31 protein-coding genes are annotated in these 19,578 nt (G+C 61.3%); all 31 read left to right on the forward strand.

What is annotated here, in order from left to right:
* The first annotated feature begins 10 nt into the window (after nt 1–10).
* The 31 genes from rplD (at nt 11) to DYST_RS21590 (ending at nt 19,576) form a co-directional block, all read left to right on the forward strand.
* A complete protein-coding gene (gene rplD / locus DYST_RS21440; protein ID WP_102303875.1) occupies nt 11–613 on the forward strand; it encodes a 50S ribosomal protein L4 in 603 nt (200 codons plus the stop codon).
* On the forward strand, nt 610–903 hold the full coding sequence (gene rplW, locus DYST_RS21445; RefSeq protein ID WP_046972911.1) for a 50S ribosomal protein L23: 294 nt from the start codon (nt 610–612) through the stop codon (nt 901–903). The genes rplD and rplW overlap by 4 nt, the downstream gene beginning before the upstream one ends.
* A gap of 18 nt (nt 904–921) precedes the next feature.
* Nucleotides 922–1,743: a 50S ribosomal protein L2 gene (gene rplB / locus DYST_RS21450; protein ID WP_102303876.1), complete on the forward strand. Its 822-nt coding sequence runs from the start codon at nt 922–924 to the stop codon at nt 1,741–1,743.
* Between the two features lie 12 nt (nt 1,744–1,755).
* The gene (gene rpsS / locus DYST_RS21455; RefSeq protein ID WP_046972909.1) at nt 1,756–2,028 is read left to right on the forward strand and encodes a 30S ribosomal protein S19; all 273 of its coding nucleotides are present in this window, start codon (nt 1,756–1,758) and stop codon (nt 2,026–2,028) included.
* Complete coding sequence (rplV, locus tag DYST_RS21460; RefSeq protein ID WP_102303877.1) at nt 2,028–2,363, forward strand: 50S ribosomal protein L22; 336 nt, start codon at nt 2,028–2,030, stop codon at nt 2,361–2,363. The genes rpsS and rplV overlap by 1 nt, the downstream gene beginning before the upstream one ends.
* Nucleotides 2,364–2,377: 14 nt before the next feature.
* The gene (gene rpsC / locus DYST_RS21465; RefSeq protein ID WP_102303878.1) at nt 2,378–3,127 is read left to right on the forward strand and encodes a 30S ribosomal protein S3; all 750 of its coding nucleotides are present in this window, start codon (nt 2,378–2,380) and stop codon (nt 3,125–3,127) included.
* Between the two features lie 11 nt (nt 3,128–3,138).
* Nucleotides 3,139–3,552, forward strand: coding sequence for a 50S ribosomal protein L16 (gene rplP / locus DYST_RS21470; RefSeq protein WP_038620428.1), 414 nt, complete (start codon nt 3,139–3,141; stop codon nt 3,550–3,552).
* Between the two features lies 1 nt (nt 3,553).
* Entirely contained in the window at nt 3,554–3,739 is a 186-nt protein-coding gene (rpmC, locus tag DYST_RS21475; protein WP_019464891.1) for a 50S ribosomal protein L29, read from the forward strand.
* 12 nt (nt 3,740–3,751) lie between these two features.
* Nucleotides 3,752–4,012 (forward strand): 30S ribosomal protein S17, encoded by a 261-nt coding sequence (gene rpsQ / locus DYST_RS21480; protein ID WP_102303879.1) that lies wholly within the window; start codon nt 3,752–3,754, stop codon nt 4,010–4,012.
* A gap of 14 nt (nt 4,013–4,026) precedes the next feature.
* Nucleotides 4,027–4,395: a 50S ribosomal protein L14 gene (gene rplN, locus DYST_RS21485; protein WP_007513359.1), complete on the forward strand. Its 369-nt coding sequence runs from the start codon at nt 4,027–4,029 to the stop codon at nt 4,393–4,395.
* 13 nt (nt 4,396–4,408) lie between these two features.
* Nucleotides 4,409–4,723 carry a 50S ribosomal protein L24 gene (gene rplX, locus DYST_RS21490; RefSeq protein WP_102303880.1) on the forward strand — a complete coding sequence of 105 codons (315 nt, stop codon included), beginning with the start codon at nt 4,409–4,411 and terminating at the stop codon, nt 4,721–4,723.
* 12 nt (nt 4,724–4,735) lie between these two features.
* Nucleotides 4,736–5,278 (forward strand): 50S ribosomal protein L5, encoded by a 543-nt coding sequence (gene rplE / locus DYST_RS21495; RefSeq protein ID WP_046972904.1) that lies wholly within the window; start codon nt 4,736–4,738, stop codon nt 5,276–5,278.
* A gap of 18 nt (nt 5,279–5,296) precedes the next feature.
* Nucleotides 5,297–5,602, forward strand: a complete 306-nt coding sequence (gene rpsN / locus DYST_RS21500) for a 30S ribosomal protein S14 (protein WP_102303881.1) — start codon at nt 5,297–5,299, stop codon at nt 5,600–5,602.
* A 225-nt stretch (nt 5,603–5,827) separates the two neighbouring features.
* Entirely contained in the window at nt 5,828–6,223 is a 396-nt protein-coding gene (rpsH, locus tag DYST_RS21505) for a 30S ribosomal protein S8 (protein WP_102303882.1), read from the forward strand.
* A 10-nt stretch (nt 6,224–6,233) separates the two neighbouring features.
* Complete coding sequence (gene rplF / locus DYST_RS21510) at nt 6,234–6,761, forward strand: 50S ribosomal protein L6 (RefSeq protein ID WP_239948241.1); 528 nt, start codon at nt 6,234–6,236, stop codon at nt 6,759–6,761.
* A 29-nt stretch (nt 6,762–6,790) separates the two neighbouring features.
* Nucleotides 6,791–7,144: a 50S ribosomal protein L18 gene (gene rplR / locus DYST_RS21515; RefSeq protein ID WP_102303884.1), complete on the forward strand. Its 354-nt coding sequence runs from the start codon at nt 6,791–6,793 to the stop codon at nt 7,142–7,144.
* Between the two features lie 120 nt (nt 7,145–7,264).
* Nucleotides 7,265–7,774 carry a 30S ribosomal protein S5 gene (gene rpsE / locus DYST_RS21520; protein WP_046972899.1) on the forward strand — a complete coding sequence of 170 codons (510 nt, stop codon included), beginning with the start codon at nt 7,265–7,267 and terminating at the stop codon, nt 7,772–7,774.
* On the forward strand, nt 7,767–7,964 hold the full coding sequence (gene rpmD, locus DYST_RS21525; RefSeq protein ID WP_239948243.1) for a 50S ribosomal protein L30: 198 nt from the start codon (nt 7,767–7,769) through the stop codon (nt 7,962–7,964). The genes rpsE and rpmD overlap by 8 nt, the downstream gene beginning before the upstream one ends.
* Complete coding sequence (gene rplO / locus DYST_RS21530) at nt 7,964–8,401, forward strand: 50S ribosomal protein L15 (RefSeq protein ID WP_199045596.1); 438 nt, start codon at nt 7,964–7,966, stop codon at nt 8,399–8,401. The genes rpmD and rplO overlap by 1 nt, the downstream gene beginning before the upstream one ends.
* 4 nt (nt 8,402–8,405) lie before the next feature.
* Nucleotides 8,406–9,731 (forward strand): preprotein translocase subunit SecY, encoded by a 1,326-nt coding sequence (gene secY / locus DYST_RS21535; protein ID WP_239948245.1) that lies wholly within the window; start codon nt 8,406–8,408, stop codon nt 9,729–9,731.
* A gap of 137 nt (nt 9,732–9,868) precedes the next feature.
* Nucleotides 9,869–10,225 (forward strand): 30S ribosomal protein S13, encoded by a 357-nt coding sequence (rpsM, locus tag DYST_RS21540; RefSeq protein WP_019464879.1) that lies wholly within the window; start codon nt 9,869–9,871, stop codon nt 10,223–10,225.
* A gap of 12 nt (nt 10,226–10,237) precedes the next feature.
* Nucleotides 10,238–10,624, forward strand: coding sequence for a 30S ribosomal protein S11 (rpsK, locus tag DYST_RS21545; RefSeq protein WP_007513384.1), 387 nt, complete (start codon nt 10,238–10,240; stop codon nt 10,622–10,624).
* A 12-nt stretch (nt 10,625–10,636) separates the two neighbouring features.
* Nucleotides 10,637–11,263 (forward strand): 30S ribosomal protein S4, encoded by a 627-nt coding sequence (rpsD, locus tag DYST_RS21550; protein ID WP_102303887.1) that lies wholly within the window; start codon nt 10,637–10,639, stop codon nt 11,261–11,263.
* Nucleotides 11,264–11,279: 16 nt separating this feature from the next.
* Nucleotides 11,280–12,278: a DNA-directed RNA polymerase subunit alpha gene (locus DYST_RS21555; protein ID WP_239948247.1), complete on the forward strand. Its 999-nt coding sequence runs from the start codon at nt 11,280–11,282 to the stop codon at nt 12,276–12,278.
* Nucleotides 12,279–12,581: 303 nt separating this feature from the next.
* The gene (gene rplQ / locus DYST_RS21560) at nt 12,582–12,962 is read left to right on the forward strand and encodes a 50S ribosomal protein L17 (RefSeq protein WP_102303888.1); all 381 of its coding nucleotides are present in this window, start codon (nt 12,582–12,584) and stop codon (nt 12,960–12,962) included.
* A gap of 108 nt (nt 12,963–13,070) precedes the next feature.
* Nucleotides 13,071–13,538, forward strand: a complete 468-nt coding sequence (locus DYST_RS21565; protein WP_239948249.1) for a type II toxin-antitoxin system RatA family toxin — start codon at nt 13,071–13,073, stop codon at nt 13,536–13,538.
* A 55-nt stretch (nt 13,539–13,593) separates the two neighbouring features.
* Nucleotides 13,594–14,091, forward strand: a complete 498-nt coding sequence (locus DYST_RS21570; protein WP_239948258.1) for a disulfide bond formation protein B — start codon at nt 13,594–13,596, stop codon at nt 14,089–14,091.
* Between the two features lie 15 nt (nt 14,092–14,106).
* Nucleotides 14,107–15,492 carry a class II 3-deoxy-7-phosphoheptulonate synthase gene (locus DYST_RS21575; protein ID WP_239948260.1) on the forward strand — a complete coding sequence of 462 codons (1,386 nt, stop codon included), beginning with the start codon at nt 14,107–14,109 and terminating at the stop codon, nt 15,490–15,492.
* Nucleotides 15,493–15,777: 285 nt separating this feature from the next.
* Entirely contained in the window at nt 15,778–17,370 is a 1,593-nt protein-coding gene (locus tag DYST_RS21580) for a hypothetical protein (RefSeq protein WP_239948262.1), read from the forward strand.
* A 167-nt stretch (nt 17,371–17,537) separates the two neighbouring features.
* Nucleotides 17,538–18,296, forward strand: a complete 759-nt coding sequence (locus DYST_RS21585; protein WP_239948270.1) for a c-type cytochrome — start codon at nt 17,538–17,540, stop codon at nt 18,294–18,296.
* The gene (locus DYST_RS21590) at nt 18,293–19,576 is read left to right on the forward strand and encodes a cytochrome c (protein WP_239948272.1); all 1,284 of its coding nucleotides are present in this window, start codon (nt 18,293–18,295) and stop codon (nt 19,574–19,576) included. The genes DYST_RS21585 and DYST_RS21590 overlap by 4 nt, the downstream gene beginning before the upstream one ends.
* The last annotated feature ends 2 nt before the right edge of the window (nt 19,577–19,578 follow it).

Here is a 19,578-nt window from a genome sequence, read left to right on the forward strand (position 1 = left end):
GAGAGACGCCATGGAACTCAATGTTATTGGCGCCAAGCCGCTCAACGTGTCGGACGAAGTGTTCGGCGGTGAGCTTAAGCAGGCCCTGATCCACCAGGTGGTCGTTGCCTATCAGGCAGGCGGTCGCGCTGGCACGCAGTCGCAGCTTTCGCGCGGCGAAATGTCCGGCACCACCAAGAAGTTCAAGAAGCAGAAGGGCGGCGGCGCCCGTCACGGTGACTACCGTGCACCGATCTTTGTCGGTGGTGGCCGCACGTTCGCTGCCAAGCCGCGCAGCTACGAGCAGAAGGTCAACCGCAAGTCGTATCGCGTTGCCATCCGTTCGATCCTGGCCGAGCTGGTTCGTCAAGACCGTCTGAAGGTGGTCGAGAGCTTCGGCATCGAATCGCCCAAGACTAAGGCGATGGTTGCCAAGCTGGCTGAACTGCAGGTCTCGGGTCGCGTGCTGCTGGTGTCGGAAGACGCCAACGAAGCTACCTTCCTGGCTGCGCGCAACATCCCGTACATCCACGTAGTGGACGTGTTGGCGCTGAATCCGGTCAGTCTGGTCGGTTCGGACCACATCGTCATGACCGTCGATGCGGTGAAGAAGATCGAGGAGTGGCTGGCATGAGCAACGAACGCATTCTGAATACGCTGCGTGCGCCGCACATCTCGGAAAAGGCCGCGCGTCTCGCCGAGAAGAACCAGTACGTATTCGTGGTTGCTCCCGAAGCAACCAAGGCCGATGTCCGCGCAGCGGTGGAGCAGATGTTCGACGTCAAGGTCGAGCAGGTGAACCTCGTCAATGCCAAGGGCAAGGTCAAGTCCTTCCGTTTCCGCACTGGCAATCGCCAGGGCAAGCGTAAGGCCTATGTCCGCCTCGCCGATGGCCAGACCATCGACGTGTCGGCCAAAGCCTGAGCCAGGAGTTGAATTGAGATGGCACTGATCACTCACAAGCCGACCTCCCCCGGTCGTCGCGACGCAGTCAGCGTTCGCACCGAGGGCCTTCACAAGGGCGCGCCGTACGCGGCGTTGACCGAAGCGAAGACCAAGAACGGCGGTCGCAATAACTACGGTCGTATCACTGTTCGCCACCAGGGTGGTGGTCACAAGCAGCGTTATCGCATCATCGATTTCAAGCGCGACAAGGAAGGCATCGCTGCCACGGTCGAGCGTATTGAATACGATCCGAACCGTACCGCGCATATCGCTTTGTTGTGCTATGCCGACGGCGAGCGTCGTTACATCATTGCTCCGAAGGGCGTGCAGGCGGGCGACCGTCTCGTGTCGGGTAGCGATGCACCGATCAAGGTTGGCAACAGCCTGCCGCTGCGCGCGATCCCGGTGGGCTCGACCATTCACTGCATCGAGATGCGTCCGGGCAAGGGTGCGCAGATCGCGCGCTCGGCCGGTGCTTCGGTCCAGCTGGTGGCTCGTGAATCCGGTTACGCCACGCTGCGTCTTCGCTCCGGCGAAATGCGCCGCGTGCCGGTCGATTGCCGCGCCACCATCGGTGAAGTGGGCAATGGCGAGCACAGCCTGAAGAAGCTCGGCAAGGCCGGCGCGAAGCGCTGGTTGGGTATTCGTCCCACCGTTCGCGGTGTGGTGATGAACCCGGTCGACCATCCGCACGGCGGTGGTGAGGGCAAGACCTCTGGCGGTCGTCACCCGGTTTCTCCGTGGGGTACGCCGGCCAAGGGCTACAAGACGCGCTCGAACAAGCGCACCCAGCAGTTCATCGTGCGTCGTCGCAAGTAATAGGAAACGATCATGCCGCGCTCTCTAAAGAAAGGTCCGTTTGTCGACCTGCACCTCGTAAAGAAGGTGGAAGCCGCCGTTTCCGCCAATAACAAGCGCCCGATCAAGACCTGGTCGCGTCGCTCGATGATCCTGCCGGAGATGGTCGGCTTGACCATCGCCATCCACAATGGCCGTCAGCATGTCCCAGTGCTGGTCAACGAGAACATGGTCGGGCACAAGCTCGGCGAGTTCGCGACGACCCGCACCTTCAAGGGCCATGGCGGCGACAAGAAGGGCAAGTGATGAGCACTGAAGCCAAAGCGATCCTGCGCAGCGCCCGCATTTCGGCGCAGAAGGCACGCCTGGTAGCTGACCTGGTCCGCGGTTTGCCCGTGGGCCGTGCCAGCGACGTGCTCCAGTTCACCAACAAGAAGGCCGCAGCCATTGTTCGCAAGGTGCTGCTGTCGGCCGTCGCCAACGCCGAGAACAACCTCGGCGCTGACGTCGATGAGCTGAAGGTCTCGCGTATCTTCGTGGACGAAGGTCCGGCGATGAAACGTATGTACGCCCGCGCCAAGGGCCGCGGTTCCCGCATCCTGAAGCGCACGAGCCACATCACTGTGGTCGTTGGCAACTAAAGAGGACGTAGACGATGGGTCATAAAGTTCATCCCACCGGTATCCGCCTCGGCATTGCCAAGGACTGGAACTCGAAGTGGTACGCCAATAAGGGCGAATACGCCCAGTACCTCGCGGCCGATCTGAAGGTTCGCGAGATGCTGCGCAAGAAGCTGGCTCAGGCCGGCATCTCCAAGATTCTCATCGAACGCCCGGCCAAGACGGCTCGCGTGACGATCCACACCGCTCGTCCGGGCGTGGTGATCGGTAAGAAGGGTGAGGATATCGAGAAGCTGCGCAAGGAAGTCAGTCAGCTGATGGGCGTTCCGGCGCACATCAACGTCAGCGAGGTGCGCAAGCCCGAGATTGACGCGCAGCTGGTTGCCGAATCCATTGCACAGCAGCTTGAGCGTCGCATCATGTTCCGCCGCGCCATGAAGCGTGCGGTCGGTAATGCGATGCGCTTGGGCGCCCTGGGTATCAAGATCAATGTCTCTGGCCGTCTGAACGGCGCTGAGATTGCTCGTTCCGAATGGAGCCGCGAAGGTCGCGTGCCGCTGCATACGCTGCGCGCCGACATCGACTACGGCACCGCCGAGGCTCATACGACCTACGGCGTCATCGGCATCAAGGTGTGGATCTACAAGGGCGAGATCTTCGATCTGTCCCAGATCAACCAGGAGTCGAAGGAAGAGCAGTCCCAGCCGCGCCGCGAGGGTGGTGAGGGTCGTCGTGAATCGCGTCGCGAGGGCGGTGAAGGCCGTCGCGAGCGGACGGCGAAGTAAGGAGAGTTGCCATGCTGCAACCCAAGCGAACCAAATTCCGTAAGCAGTTTAAGGGCCGCAACGATGGTCTGGCTTTCTCCTCGAATCTCGTCAGCTTTGGCGAGTTCGGTCTGAAGGCCACCACGTTCGGCGCGCTGACCGCTCGTCAAATCGAAGCCGGTCGTCGTTGCATCACCCGCTTCGTCAAGCGTGGTGGCAAGCTGTGGATCCGTGTGTACCCGGACAAGCCGATTACCAAGAAGCCCATCGAAGTTCGAATGGGTGCCGGTAAGGGTGGCGTCGAATACTGGGTCGCTCCGATCCAGCCGGGCCGCATGCTCTATGAAATCGAGGGTATCGACGAGGCCACAGCACGCGAGGCGTTTCGCCTGGCCGCTGCCAAGCTCTCGGTCCAGACCCAATTCGTGACCCGGGCGGTGATGTGATATGGCCATCAAAGATCTGACCAACAAGACGGCCGAAGAGCTGAATAAGCACCTGCTGGACCTGCGCAAGGAGCAGTTCAACTTGCGCATGCAGAAGGGCACCGGCCAGCTCAACCAGCCGCACCAGCTGCGCCGCGTTCGGCGCGACATCGCCCGCACGAAGTTCGTGCTCGGCGGCAAGAAGTAAGGGACGGCCGATATGAGCGACAACAAAAAGCAGACGCGCACCCTCGAGGGCCGCGTCATTAGTAACAAGATGGACAAGACCGTGACGGTCCTGATCGAGCGCCAGGAACAGCATCCGCTGATCGGCAAGATCATCCGTCGTTCGACCAAGCTTCACGCCCAGGACGACCTGGGTGCGAACGAGGGCGACCTGGTCCGCATTGCAGAATGCCGTCCCTTGTCCAAGACCAAGCATCACCGCGTGGTCGAAATCGTCACTCGCGCTAACGTCTAAGGGAGGGTGCAGACATGATTCAGATGCAAAGCACGCTTTCCGCGGCCGATAACAGCGGTGCCAAGGAACTGATGTGTATCAAGGTGCTCGGTGGCTCCAAGCGCCGTTACGCCGCGATCGGTGACGTGATCAAAGTCACCGTGAAGGATGCCATTCCCCGCGGCAAGGTGAAGAAGGGCGAGGTGTACAACGCCGTGGTGGTTCGTACCGCCAAGGGTGTGCGTCGTCCCGATGGCTCGCTGATCCGTTTCGACGGTAATGCAGCGGTCCTCCTCAACAACAAGCTCGAGCCGATCGGCACCCGTATTTTCGGGCCGGTTACCCGCGAGCTGCGCAGCGAGAAGTTCATGAAGATCGTCTCGCTCGCGCCCGAAGTGCTCTGAGCGGAGGCCAGACATGAACCGTATCCGCAAGGGTGATCAGGTCCTCGTGATCACCGGCAAAAACAAGGGTCAGCGCGGTGACGTGCTGCGCGTCGATGGCGAGCGTGTGTTCGTCTCCAACGTGAACTTGGTCAAGCGTCACACCAAGCCGAACCCGCAGGCCAACCAGGCTGGCGGCATCGTCGAGCGTGAGGCTTCGATCCACATCTCCAACGTCCAGCTGTTCAACTCCGCCACGGGCAAGGGTGAACGCGTTGGCGCCAAGACGCTCTCTGATGGGCGTAAGGTGCGCGTGTTCCGTTCCTCCGGCGAAGTTGTGGACGCGTAAGGAATCAACGTTATGACGACGCGTCTCGAAACGTTTTACAAAGACCAGGTCATCCAGAAGCTCACCGAGCGCTTTGGTTACCAGAACGTGATGCAGGTTCCCCGCATCACCAAGATCACGCTGAACATGGGCGTGGGCGAAGCTGCGGGCAACAAGAAAGTGCTCGAGAACGCCGTGGCTGACATGGCCAAGATCTCCGGCCAGAAACCGATCCAGACCAAGGCCCGCGTGTCGGTCGCCTCGTTCAAGATCCGTGACGGTTGGCCGATCGGCTGCAAAGTTACGCTGCGCCGTGCCCAGATGTGGGAATTCCTTGATCGCCTGATCAACATCTCGTTGCCGCGTACGCGCGACTTCCGTGGTGTGTCGGGTCGCGCTTTTGACGGCCGCGGTAACTACAACTTCGGCATCAAAGAGCAGATCATCTTCCCGGAAATCGACTTCGATGCCGTCGATGCCATGCGCGGTATGGATATTTCCATCACCACCACGGCAAAGTCTGATGACGAAGCCAAGGCGCTGCTGGAAGCGTTTAGCTTCCCGTTCCGCAACTAAGAGAGCCGCGAGAGACACATGGCCAAGACCTCAATGGTTAACCGCGACCTCAAGCGGACCAAGCTCGTCAAGAAGTACGCCGCCAAGCGCGCCGAACTGAAGGCGATTGTGCTGAGCCCCACCGCCTCCTATGAGGAGAAGATGGAAGCTCAGACGAAGCTGCAGAAGCTGCCGCGCGACGCAAGTCCTGCTCGTCAGCGTACCCGCTGTGCTCTGACCGGCCGCCCGCGCGCCGTGTATCAGAAGTTCGGTCTGGGTCGCAACAAGCTGCGCGAAGCCACCATGCGTGGTGACGTGCCTGGTCTCCGTAAGGCCAGCTGGTAATACCCCAAACTGGGCGGGGTAGGGTGTGAGCCTTACCTCGTTCCGATGCGGCGGCAAGCCTTTGGCTCGCCGCCGTTGGCGTGATTTCGCGCCGTTATTCGCAAAGCCGGAAAAATGCTGCTATAGTCGTCGGTCTGCGTTCCTGCAGGCTGGCTCTATGCCGGCATACAACTCAAAACAGATTTCCGGTTTTTCGGATATCGGTGCACTCTGAAGGATGTTTTCATGAGCATGACTGATCCCATCGCCGATCTGTTTACGCGCATCCGCAATGCCCAGCTCACGGGCAAGCAGGCCGTAAACATGCCGTCGTCGAAGCTGAAGGTGGCTATCGCCAACCTTCTCAAGAATGAGGGCTATATCCTCGACGCCAAGGCCTCCAGCGTGGAAGGCAAGCCGGTGCTCGAGATCAAGCTCAAGTATTTCGAAGGCCGTCCGGCTATCGAATCCATTGCCCGTGTCAGCCGCTCTGGTCTCCGCGTCTACCGCGGTAAGGACGAGCTGCCGAAGGTCCTCGGTGGCCTGGGTATCTCGATCATCTCGACTTCCGCCGGTCTGCTGACCGACGCGCAGGCCCGTTCCAAGGGTCTGGGCGGCGAAGTCATCGGCCAGGTCGCATAAGGAGCCGACGATGTCCCGCGTTGCCAAACAGCCGATTACCCTGCCGAAGGGCGTTGAGATCACCTCGAACGCCAATGGCATCACCGTCAAGGGCCCGAAGGGCACTCTGGCGACCCACGCCCTGCCGGGCGCATCCGTCTCCATCGAAAACGGCGTGGCGAATGTCACCGTGGCCGAAGGTGCCGACGACAAGTTCGGGGGCACCCTGCGCGCACTGCTGGCCAATATGGTCAAGGGCGTTTCCGACGGTTACGAGCGCAAGCTCGAGCTGGTCGGCGTGGGCTACCGTGCCTCGATGGCCGGCAAGTCGCTGAATATCGCCCTGGGCTTCTCGCATCCAGTCGTGTTCGATGCGCCGGAAGGCATCACCATCGAAACCCCGACGCAGACTGAAATCCTCATCAAGGGTTCGGACAAGCAGCGCGTGGGTGAAGTGGCCGCCAAGATCCGTGGCTTCCGTCCGCCGGAACCCTATAAGGGCAAGGGCGTGCGCTACTCCGGCGAGAAGATCACCCTGAAGGAAGCCAAGAAGGCCTAATCGCCTATCCGCTTCCTGGAGAGAACACGATGAACAAGAACGATTCCCGCCTGCGTCGCGCCAAGGCCACTCGCGCCCACATTCGCAAGCTCGCCGTTGCTCGTCTGTCGGTGCATCGCACCGGTCAGCACTTGTACGCGCAGGTGTTCGCGGCCGACGGTCTGAGCGTGGTGGCTGCCGCCTCCACCCTGCAGAAGTCGGTTGCCGAGAGCCTGAAGGGCACGAAGAACCTGACCGCTGCTGCTGCTGTCGGCAAGGCCGTGGCTGAGCGTGCACTGGCTGCTGGTATCCAGTCCGTGGCGTTCGATCGCTCGGGCTTCCGCTTCCACGGTCGCATCAAGGCTCTGGCCGATGCGGCTCGTGAGGCCGGCCTGAAGTTCTAAGCCGGTCCGGTTTCAGGTGCCGGTTTCGGCCGGCACTTGAACGCTTCAGAAGTACCTACAACTCCAAGCGGCATAGCCGCAAGCAAAAGTCCCGGTTCGCTGGGCATACGGAAAAAGAACATGTCTTCTACCGATCGCGAAAATTCGGACGGCCTGCTCGAGAAGTTGATTGCCGTCAACCGCGTGGCCAAGACCGTCAAGGGTGGCCGCCAGATGAGCTTCACTGCGCTGACCGTGGTTGGCGACGGCGAAGGCCGCGTGGGTTTTGGTTATGGCAAGGCGCGTGAAGTGCCGGTCGCTATCTCCAAGGCCATGGAGCGCGCCCGTCGCCAGATGGTGAGCATCGACCTGAACAACGGCACCCTGTGGTACGCCATCAAGGCCAACCACGGCGCAGCCCGCGTGTTCATGCAGCCGGCTTCTGAAGGTACCGGTGTCATCGCCGGCGGCGCCATGCGCGCTGTACTGGAAGTGGTGGGCGTGAAGAACGTGCTGGCCAAGGCTGTCGGCTCGCGTAATCCGATCAACTTGGTCCGCGCGACCATCAAGGGTCTGCAGGCTGTTGCGTCGCCGAAGCAGATCGCTGCCAAGCGTGGCAAGACTCTGGAAGAGGTGCTGGGCAATGGCTAAGAGCAACGAAACCGCCGCCACTGTGCGCGTGCGCCTGGTCAGGGGTCTGCGCGGTGTGCAGAGCCGCCATCGCCTGAGCGTCCAAGCGCTGGGCCTGAGCAAGCTCAACGACGTCCGTGAATTGAAAGACAGCCCGCAGGTTCGCGGTCTGATCAACACGGTCTATTACCTCGTGCGGGTTGAGGAGTAATCACCATGCGTCTTAACGACATCAAGCCGGCCGCCGGTTCCCGCAAGACCCGCCTTCGCGTGGGTCGCGGTATCGGTTCGGGCCTGGGCAAGACCGCCGGTCGCGGTCACAAGGGTCAGCACGCCCGCGCGGGCGGCACCCATAAGTACGGTTTCGAAGGCGGTCAGATGCCGCTGCAGCGCCGCCTGCCGAAGGTCGGCTTCCGTTCGCTCAAGAAGAAAGAGAGCCAGGAAGTGTTCCTTTACCAGCTGGCTACCCTGAAGGCGGACGTGATCGACACGATCGCACTGCACCAGGCTGGCTTGATCGACAGCCATGCCAAGAAGGTCAAGGTTGTTCTCAAGGGCGAGATCGGCCGCGCAGTGAAGCTGTCGGGCGTGCTCGCCACGGCCGGCGCCAAGGCAGCGATCGAAGCTGCCGGCGGCAGCGTGGAGTAATCACGTGGCGTCAGCCCAGGGCACATCGCTCGGATCGCTCGGCAAGCTGACGGAATTGCGTCAGCGCATCTTCTTCGTGATTGGTGCGCTGATCGTTTACCGTCTTGGTTCCTTCATCCCGGTTCCCGGTGTTAACCCGGAAGCCATGACGAACCTGATCGAGCAGGGCGGCGGCCTGATGAACATGTTCAACATGTTCTCGGGTGGCTCGCTGGCACGTTTTTCAGTGTTCGCACTTGGCGTTGTGCCCTACATCTCTGCATCCATTGTGGTGCAGATGATGGGTTCGGTGATCCCGAGCCTGCAGGCACTGCGTAAGGAAGGTGAGGCTGGTCGTCGCAAGATGACTACATACACCCGTTTTGGCACGGTCGGTCTGGCGGCATTCCAGGCGTTCGGCATCGCGGTGGCCCTGCAGAAGCAGGTGGCATCAGGTGGCGCGCCGGTGGTGTACACGCCGGGCATGGGCTTCATCCTGGCATCGATCGTTGGTCTCACCGCCGGCACGATGTTCTTGATGTGGCTGGGTGAGCAGATCACCGAGCGCGGTATCGGCAACGGTATCTCGCTGCTGATTTTCGCCGGTATCGTGGCGGGTTTGCCGGGTGCGGTCGCGCACACGCTTACCATGGCCAGCAACGGAGAGCTGTCGGTGATCAAGATGATCCTGGTAGTGGGCTTGATCCTCGCGGTGACGGCGTTCGTGGTGTTCATGGAGCGCGCTCAACGGCGCATTACGGTGAACTACGCACGTCGTTCGGGTGGTCAGCGAGCCTATATGAACCAGACGTCGCACTTGCCGTTGAAGATCAACATGTCGGGTGTGATCCCGCCGATCTTTGCGTCCAGTCTGCTGATGTTCCCAGCCACGGCCGCCACCTGGTTCGGCCAGGGTCACCAGTCACGTTGGTTGACCGAGTTGACCCAGGCGCTGACCCCGGGTGAGCCGCTGTACGACATCGTCTTTGCGGTGCTGGTGATCACTTTCGCCTTCTTCTATACGGCGATCGTGTTCAACTCCCAAGAGACGGCGGACAACCTGAAGCGCTCCGGCGCATTGATTCCGGGTATCCGTCCCGGCCGTTCGACGGCCGATTACATTGATAACGTGATGACCCGTCTGACCGGTGTTGGTGCCCTTTATCTGGTGCTGGTCTGTCTGGTTCCCTCGTTTATGCAAAAGGCGTGGCACGTCCCCTTCTACTTCGGTGGCACCTCTCTGCTCATCGTGGTCGTCGTGGTGATGGATTTCACTGCTCAGGTGCAAGCGCATTTGGTCAGTCACCAGTACGAAAGCCTGCTCAAGAAGGCCAGCCTCCGCCGCAACTGATGGCTGCTGGGGTGGTAGGAAGTTGGTCTGGATTGGAGGGCGGCGGCACCCCTGGTGCCGCAGGGCTTTCCTGTTGGGTTATTTACAGTTAGAATTGCGCGTTTACCGCGCACGAAACGCATCGGAGAAAGTACATCATGGCGCGCATCGCGGGTGTCAATTTGCCGGTCCAGAAGCATGTCTGGGTTGGCCTGCAGAGCATTTACGGGATCGGCCGCAGCCGGGCCAAGAAGGTCTGCGCGGACGCAGGCGTGGTTCCTACCACGCAGATCAAGTCCCTGAGTGAAGGCGAAGTGGAAAAGCTTCGTCACGAAATCGGTAAGTACGTCGTCGAAGGCGATCTTCGTCGCGAGGTGGGTATCGCCATCAAGCGTCTGATGGATCTGGGTTGCTACCGCGGTCTGCGTCACCGCCGTGGTCTGCCGGTGCGCGGCCAGCGCACGCGTACCAATGCGCGCACCCGTAAGGGCCCGCGTCGCGCCATCAAGAAGTAACGGATCCCGAACATGGCTAAGCCTGTCAAGACCAAGAAGAAGATCAAGCGCGTTGTCACGGATGCCGTGGCCCACGTGCAAGCCTCCTTCAACAACACCATCGTCACGATCACCGATCGCCAGGGCAATGCTCTGTCGTGGGCGACTGCCGGCGGCGCGGGTTTCCGCGGTTCGCGCAAGTCGACCCCGTTTGCAGCTCAGGTTGCCGCCGAAAAGGCCGGTCGCGCTGCTGGTGACTACGGTGTAAAGACCGTGGAAGTGCGCATCAAGGGCCCGGGTCCGGGTCGTGAGTCCGCCGTGCGTTCGCTGAATGCGCTGGGCTACAAGGTGCTCAACATCATTGACGTCACGCCGATTCCGCATAACGGCTGCCGTCCCCCCAAGAAGCGTCGAGTCTAAAGGAGCATACCCATGGCACGTTATCGTGGAGCTACCTGCAAGCTCGCCCGCCGCGAGGGTGCAGATCTCAGTTTGAAGAGTCCGGCTCGCGCCATCGACTCTAAGTGCAAGCTGGAAAACAAGCCCGGCCAGCATGGCGCCAACAAGCGCATGCGTATGTCGGACTACGCCAACCAGCTGCGTGAAAAGCAGAAGGTCAAGCGCATCTATGGTGTGCTTGAGCGTCAGTTCAGCAACTACTACTCCAAGGCATCGACCCTCAAGGGCAACACGGGTGAGAACCTGTTGCGCCTGCTCGAGAGCCGCCTGGACAATGTCGTTTATCGCATGGGTTTTGCGGTCACCCGCGCCCAGGCCCGTCAGCTGGTCAGCCATAAGGCTGTGCTGGTCAATGGCAAGAAGGTGAACATTCCTTCGTACCAGGTTCGTCCGGGCGATGCGATTGCCCTGACTGAGCGCGCCCGCACCCAGCTCCGCGTGCAGGAAGCGGCGACTGTGTTCGATACCATGGACCTGCGTCCGCAGTGGGTCGAAGTCGACAGCAAGAAGTTCGAAGGTACGTTCAAGGCGATGCCGGACCGCGGCGATCTGCCGTCCGATATCAACGAGAGCTTGATCGTCGAGCTTTACTCGAAGTAATCAACCGGAGCCCTGCATGGCAGTTTCGTCAACTAGCGTGCTGCGCCCTCGCGGCCTCAGCGTCGAGGAGCTCGGAGCCAACCGCGCCAAGGTGGTGGTGGAGCCGCTCGAGCGTGGCTTCGGCCACACCCTGGGCAACGCGCTGCGCCGCGTGCTGCTCTCCTCGATCCCTGGCTCTGCCATCGTCGAGGTGGAAATTGATGGCGTGCTGCACGAGTACACCACGCTTGAGGGTCTGCAGGAGGACGTCATTGAAGTCCTGCTTAACCTCAAGGATGTGGCGATTCGCCAGCATTCGGGTGATGAAGTCACCCTGACCTTGTCCAAGAAGGGCAAGGGCGTGGTCACCGCCGGCGATATCGCCGTCGACCACTCGGTGGAAATCATCAACCCCGAGCATGTGATCTGCCACCTGACTAAGGACATTGCCCTCAACATGCGCCTGAAGGTGCGTCGCGGTGTCGGCTACCAGCCGGCCAGCGCGCGCCAGCATCCGGATGATGAGGCTCGTCCGATTGGCCGCCTGCAGCTCGACGCGTCGTTCGCGCCGGTCCTGCGTGTTGCCTACGAAGTTGACGCCGCTCGCGTTGAGCAGCGCACCAACCTCGACAAGCTCGTGTTGGATATCGAAACCAACGGCACCATCGGTGCGGAAGACGCGGTTCGCAAGGCTGCTGAAATCCTCAACGACCAGCTGTCGGTGTTCGGCGACTTCTCGCGTCGCGAGAGCGCTACCGATAAGGCTGAGAAGGGCGGTTTCGATCCGCTGCTGCTGCGCCCGATCGACGATCTGGAGCTCACCGTGCGTTCGGCTAACTGCCTGAAGGCCGAGAGCATCTACTACATCGGCGATCTGGTTCAGAAGACCGAAGTGGAGCTGCTCAAGACCCCGAACCTCGGCAAGAAGTCTCTGACCGAAATCAAGGACGTGTTGGGTGGTCGTGGTCTCGCGCTCGGTATGAAGCTTGAAAACTGGCCGCCGCCGGGTCTGTCCCACGGTATGCAGCTGGGCTAATGATTTGGCGGTCGCTCGCGACCGCCTGCTGTACCGGCAAACCGGCGAGCGTGCTTCGGTACGCTCGCCGGCTGCTTAAGCGGTATCAAAACCGCACGATGTTTTGGGTGACCACCTTTGGTCGCCGGTATTGGTGCTCTGACGAGTGTTCATCCCTCGGATTTTGCAGACGCCTTCAACGGTCACATGAGACCGTTTGCTCAATAAGAGCCCGTTTCAAGAAGGGCTTCATCAGCGGGAAACCGCGGGAAGTCGGACATAACCGCCGACTTTTCATAACAACAGACATAGAGAGTAATAGCCATGCGCCACCAGAAATCCGGTCGCAAGCTCAACCGCACGAGCAGCCACCGCGAAGCCATGTTCAAGAACATGGCCGCGTCGCTGATCAAGCATGAGCTGATCCGTACCACCCTTCCCAAGGCGAAGGAACTCCGTCGCGTCGCCGAGCCGCTCATCACGCTCGCCAAGACGGATGGCGTCGCCAATCGCCGTCTGGCTTTCGCCCGTTTGCGCGATAAGGAAGCCGTGGGCAAGCTGTTCATCGAGCTTGGCCCGCGCTACCGCGAGCGTCCCGGCGGTTACCTGCGTATCTTGAAGGCAGGCTTCCGCGTCGGTGACAACGCTCCGATGGCGTACGTCGAGCTGGTTGATCGCCCGCGCGCCGAACCGTCTGCTGAGTAATCGGTAGCGACACGTGTTTTGCGAAACCCCGGCAGGGCAACCTGCCGGGGTTTTTGTTTGTCCTATGCTTGCCATATGTCCCCGAATCCTGGGCAGGCAAGGTTTGCCGTGAAACTGGTCGTTCATCGCCGCATTGCGGTTCGTCCGGATGAGTTGTTTGCCTTGTCTCAGGACTATGGGCGTCGGCTCGAATGGGACAGCTTTCTGCAGGAAGCCTATTTGCTCCACGGCGCCGTGCAGGCTGCCGTAGGCGTTGAGTCCTACTGCAAGAGCAAGGGCGGAAGCGTCATGGTGTCGCAGTACGTTTCATACCGGCCACCTCACGTGGCGGCGGTCACCATGACGCGTGGGCCAGCCTTGCTGCACTCCTTCAGCGGTACCTGGGAGTTTCGCGCGGCACCTGATGGTGGCACGGACGTGCGCTTCGTCTACAACTTCCGGCTTCGCCCGGCCTGGCTACGGCCTCTGCTGGAGCCGCTGGTGGCCCGCATTTATGGCTCCCAAATGCGACGACGCCTGGCGGCCTTCCAGCGATGGTCGGAAGGCGGCGCTATGCCCGTCAGAGGTCAGGGCTGACAGGGGCCAGGCAAGCGGGTAATGTCCCGTTCTCGCAACGCACCAAAGTCACGCCATGAATCCTTTCCGCTGGTCATATCGCGCCACCTATCTCGCTGGTTTCGCCGTTTGCGTGGCGCTCCTGGGCTATGCGCTTTATGCGGAGCACGTGCTCAACATGATTCCGTGTCCGCTGTGCATCTTCCAGCGCATCGCGTTCATGATAATGGGCGTGTTCTTTCTGCTGGGCGGCCTGCACGCGCCGCGTGGCGGTACTCGCTGGATCTACACGGGTGGCGTGGTGCTGGGCGCGTTAGGCGGCATCGTCACGGCCGGTCGCCACTTGTGGCTGCAGACCTTGCCGGCAGATCAGATTCCCGCCTGCGGTCCGAACCTTGGCTACATGGTGGATGCGTTCCCGTTCGCCAAAGTGCTAAAGATGGTATTCACCGGCTCGGGCGAGTGCGCCAAGATCGAGCCGGTGTTCGGGTTGCCGATGCCGGCGTGGACGCTGCTCTGGTATCTGCTGCTGGTCTTCCTGGCTGTTTATGCCGCCAAGCGCAAGCGCGCCTGAGCGAGACGAAAGCCCATGTCACACGCCACACCTCTGACGCCTTCACCGTCGCACGGCAGCGAAGACTGGTCGCCCCGCAGCTGGCAGGCCCATCAAGCGCTGCAACAGCCGTTGTATGAAGATGCAGTCGAGCTTGCCCGAGCCACCGACCAGTTGGCCACGCTACCGCCGCTGGTGACCTCCTGGGAGGTATTGGCGTTGAAGCAGGCGCTGGGCGAGGCGCAGGAGGGCAAGCGCTTCCTGTTGCAAGGCGGTGATTGCGCAGAGAGCTTTGCAGACTGCACCAGCCCGATCATCTCCAATCGCCTTAAAGTGTTGCTGCAGATGAGCCTGGTGCTAGTGCACGGGCTCAAGAAGCCGGTGTTGCGAGTAGGCCGCTTTGCCGGCCAGTACGCCAAGCCACGTTCGACCGATACCGAAACGCGTGATGGCCTGACCCTGCCGAGCTTCCGCGGGGATCTGGTCAACAGCCCCGAGTTCACGCCCGAGGCGCGCCGCGCGGATCCACAGCGACTGATTCAAGCGCACGCCCATTCGGCGCTTACCATGAACTTTGTGCGCGCGTTGATCGATGGTGGGTTCGCCGATCTGCATCACCCCGAGTACTGGGATCTTGCCTGGGTCGAACATTCGCCGCTGGCTGCCGAGTACCGTCGCATGGTGACGGCCATCGGCGATTCGTTGCGCTTTATGGAGACACTGGCGGGCCCAATCGCGGGGTTCTCACGGGTGGACTTCTTCACCTCCCACGAGGCGCTGCTGCTGCACTACGAGCAAGCGCTGACCCGGCAGGTGCCTCGCCACCATGGCTGGTTTAACTTGTCCACGCATTTCCCGTGGATCGGCATGCGTACCGCCGCTCTGGATGGCGCCCATGTTGAATATTTCCGGGGCATCCGCAACCCGATCGCGGTGAAAGTGGGGCCGTCGGTGACGGCGGAGCAACTGCTGCCACTTATCGACGCATTGAATCCCGAAGAAGAGCCTGGCCGCCTGACGTTGATCCACCGCATGGGCAACGCGTCGATCAGTCGGGCTCTACCGCCCTTGCTCGATGCGGTGAAGCGTGAGGGGCGGCGTGTGCTGTGGGTAGCCGACCCTATGCACGGCAACACCGAGGCGACCTCCAACGGTTACAAGACGCGCCGTTTCGACAACATCCGGGGTGAACTGGACCAGGCCTTCGACATCCATGCGGCCGCCGGTACGCGCCTTGGCGGTGTGCACCTGGAGTTGACGGGTGAGGACGTCACCGAGTGCCTCGGCGGCGCCCGTGACTTGAGCGAGACGGATCTCGACCGTGCCTACAAGTCGATGGTGGATCCGCGGCTCAATTACGAGCAGTCGCTCGAGCTGGCCATGTTGATCGTGCGCAAGTCCGCCGGCTCCCGAGATCGTTAAGCGCCAGAGTATCCCTGTACCGCAAGGCACGGGTCTTGTCGGCCTTCTTTTTGCATGACGTGGCAGTAAGGCGTGCCGGCTGACGCGTCGCAGCAAATTGCTTAGGCAAATTCCTGCGACAATCATCGGCCACTGCTAGTCGGTGCTGCGGCTTCGCCGGGCGGACCCGATTTTCGGTTTTTCTCGAAAGGGGCTTGGCGTTACTCGATGGTCACAGCAGCGAACGGGAGCGGTTTCGCGAGGAGACTCGAAAGAGTTCCCGCGCTCATTCGACAACTGGGTGTCGTGCTCGCCTATGCCGCGGGTTACGCCCTATTGCGGGAAGTTTCCGTCTCGCACTGGAATCTCGTGGCAGGGTTGCGCGTGTTGTGCCTGTTGCTGGTGCCATACCGCTACTGGTTTGCGATGGGCATAGGAGAAAGCATTCCGCTTGCCTGCCTTGGTTGGTCCTACCACGAACGTTTTGGGATGCTTTGGGCAGAATTGGTCACTGTGCCCCCGATTCTCTTGAGTGCCCCTGTGCTTGCCTGGTTCCGCCAGCGCTCGCCAGTGTTCAAGGATGGCGCGGTGAACGTGACCACTCTCATGGGCAGCATCATGGCGGCCGGCGTTGTCAGTGCCTTGGCCAATACCGGCACGTATGCGGTGATGATTTTGCCGACGGGTCCAACGATCAGCGCTCACCTCGTGCTCGAGTATTTTCTTGGCAGCTACCTTGGTGCACTGACCTTGGTGCCGGCGGTGTTCGCTGTGTTGAGTTGGGTCGGTACGACGCCAGCCGGCGCATGGCCGGTCATAAAGCGGGTAGCTATCGATTGCGCTATGGGCGTGGTGCCACCGTTGGCGGTGTTAGTGTGGTTGGCTTCTGCCTCGCACGCCGACGAAGTCGTCGAAGTAGCGCGTATGGCCATGTTCCTTCCGGTCGCCTGGATCACCTTGCGCCGTGGCTGGCAGGGCGCCGCGATAGGTGGTCTGCTGGCGAGTGTGGCCATCGAACTGACCATGACCGTGGTGCGCGACCCGGCCGTTATCCAGGCGCAGGCGCTCATCGCCTTTGCAGTATCCAGCCTGATCATGCTCGGCGCTCGGCTCTCGCCGAAGAGCGAGTTGGCCGTGCCGGAGGAAATCCGTGGCGAGGACGAACTGCGCGGCTTCCTGTTGGCGCAGCAAGGTCTTTATCAGGAAGAACTACGCTTGCGCCATGTGGCCGAATCGCTGGATCGCCTAGGCCAATCCATGCGCGATGGCCAACGTCGCATGATGGATCGCCTGCGCCCAGTACTGCCGGCAAACATGGAACAGAGCTATGCCCGTCACATCGACCTGACTCAATTGGAAATGCAGCGGTTGGCCGACACGCTTCATCCTCGCGCATGGCGCGAACACGGTCTGGTGGCTACCTTCCGGAACGGTCCGTTGTTGCAGGCGTCGTCGCTGGTTGGCGCCAGCTATCAATGCACATTGACGGGCGATGGGCTCAATCAGCTCGCGCCGGATGTCCACATGATGCTTTACCGCCAAGCGTGCGAAGTGCTGGTCTATATGCTGGCGCGCGAGCCGATGAGGCGCATTCGCGTGCATATCCGTGGTGGCAGCACGCACGGTCGGCGTTGGGTGGTACTGCGCATGACCGCCGTGCGAGCGGCCTCAGTCATGAGGGGCAAACCCGTGCCCGAATGGCGGCAATTGGTTTCCCTGTTGGGCACCAACGGTCAGGGTATGGCGACAGTGCGCGAGCGCGTACTCATCTATGGCGGTGTAGTGCACGAGCGAGAGAGCGAACAGCATTTGGGCGTCACGCTGCTGCTGCATGATGCGTTGCGTGCGGAGGTGCATCCGCCGATCGATGCTTCGTCGGCCAATCCGGTGTCTGCCTGATCCCACGACATCGGCGATAGGGATGCGCTCTATCGTGCGACAAGATGTCGCCACGTCCTGCGCTCTCGATTTGACGCCGTAGCCGCAGAGCGCGTGCCTATAATCGACATATCGTTGCGGTGCGCCTAGAACCCTTGGCAGCGCCATCACGCGTAGATTGGGGAATCATGAAAAGTCTCTCAGCGAAGTGGTCGCGGGCCGGGCACGCGTTGGGTGCATGGGTGTTGTTGGTCGGGATGCTGCTGGCCGGTAAAGCGAATGCGCAGGACGCCGCGCATCCTGATATTCCCGACACCTTGCAGCAACGCATTGCCGCATGCACGGCCTGCCATGGCGTACATGGCGAGGGCACGCCTGAAAGCGGCTTCTTTCCCCGCCTTGCTGGCAAACCCGCCGGTTATTTGGCCCGGCAGCTCAAGGACTTTCAGGACGGTCTGCGCAAATACGCGCCGATGGAATACACGGTCAAGCAACTCAGTCCGGCCTACATGCACGAGATCGCCGAGTACTTCGCAGCACAGGAAGTGCCTTACGCACGTTCGCCCGTACCCAATGTTTCGGCGCAGCTGCGCCAGAGGGGTGAAACGCTGGTAGCGCATGGCGACCCCTCGCGACAGATTCCGCCATGCGCTGCCTGTCACGGTAGTCAGCTCACGGGCGTGCAGCCGGACATTCCCGGCCTGGTCGGTTTGCCGTACGACTACATCAGTTCGCAATTGGGCTCGTGGCGTACGAAAACCCGCAGCACCGTCGCACCGGATTGCATGTCAGAGATCGCCAATCGTCTGAGCGATTCCGACATCACCGCCGTCTCGGCATGGCTCGCGAGTCGTGAGCTGCCGGCCGACATGCATGCGCAGGCGCCGGGCACGGTGACGCCACCGTTGCATTGCGGTGTGTTGAGCGACAAGGGAGACGGCGCATGAAGCGCATTGTCATCATCGTCGTTGCACTGCTCCTGATTGCCGGCGGCTGGTGGTTGTTTCGCAGCGAAACGCGGCAACCGGTACCGCCGTCCTCCAGCAAGGTGGGTGCCGCCACGCTGAAGGATCCCGTGCTCATCGCCAAGGGCCACTATCTCGCCATCGTCGGCGACTGCGCGTCATGCCACACGGCGCAGGGCGGCGAGCGCTTCGCGGGCGGTCGCGTGTTGGCCACGCCGTTCGGAAATATTCCGTCGCCCAACATCACGCCCGACGGTGATACCGGCCTCGGGGAATGGAGTTTCGAGGATTTCTGGCAAGCCTTGCACAGCGGTAAGGGACGCCATGGAGAATTCCTCTATCCGGTGTTCTCGTATACCTCCTTCACCAAGGTGACGCGCGACGACGCGCTGGCCATCTTCGCCTACCTGCAATCGCTCGCTCCGGTGCACGCGCCTGCGCAGGCGCCGACGTTGGAGTTCCCCTACAGCGTGCGCAATAGTTTGAAGGCGTGGCGCGCTCTTTATTTTCATGAGGGCGAATTCCAGCGCGACGCGTCGAAGTCCGATGCATGGAATCGCGGCGCCTATCTCGTACAGGGATTGGGCCACTGCAATGAGTGTCATGCGCCCCGCGATTCACTGGGCGGGCAGCAGGGCAGTGCATCCCTGGCGGGTGGACAGATTCCCGCACAGAACTGGTACGCGCCCGATCTGAGCACGCAGGCGAATGGCGGCCTTGCAGGGTGGAGCGAACAGGACATCGTCGACCTGCTCAAGACCGGCCAGTCGGCGCGCGGCACAGCGTTTGGCCCCATGGCTGAAGTAGTAGCGCAGAGCACACAGCACATGCACGAGGATGACCTGCGCGCCATGGCCACGTACCTGCAATCGCTGCCACCGCGCCCCGCGGCTGTCACCACCACGTCCGAGCTCGACACGCGAGCGATCCTGGCGCAAGGAGCCAAGGTGTACACGGAGCGCTGCGCGGATTGCCACGGCAAGGACGGTAATGGCGTGGTGGGTATCTACCCGCCGCTCAACGGCAATTCCTCGGTCAACGAACCGACCGGCATCAACGCCACGCGTGTTGTGCTGCTGGGTGGCTTTGCACCGGTGACGGAAGGCAGCGCCCGTCCGTATTCGATGCCGCCGTTTGCCCAGCAACTCAGCGATGCAGATGTTGCCGCCGTGGTCACCTACATCCGGCAGTCGTGGTCGAACAAGGCATCGATTGTGATGGAGCGTGACGTTGCCCAAAACCGCCATACGCCCATCGATTGATC

The organism is Dyella terrae (assembly GCF_022394535.1).
Lineage (GTDB): Bacteria > Pseudomonadota > Gammaproteobacteria > Xanthomonadales > Rhodanobacteraceae > Dyella.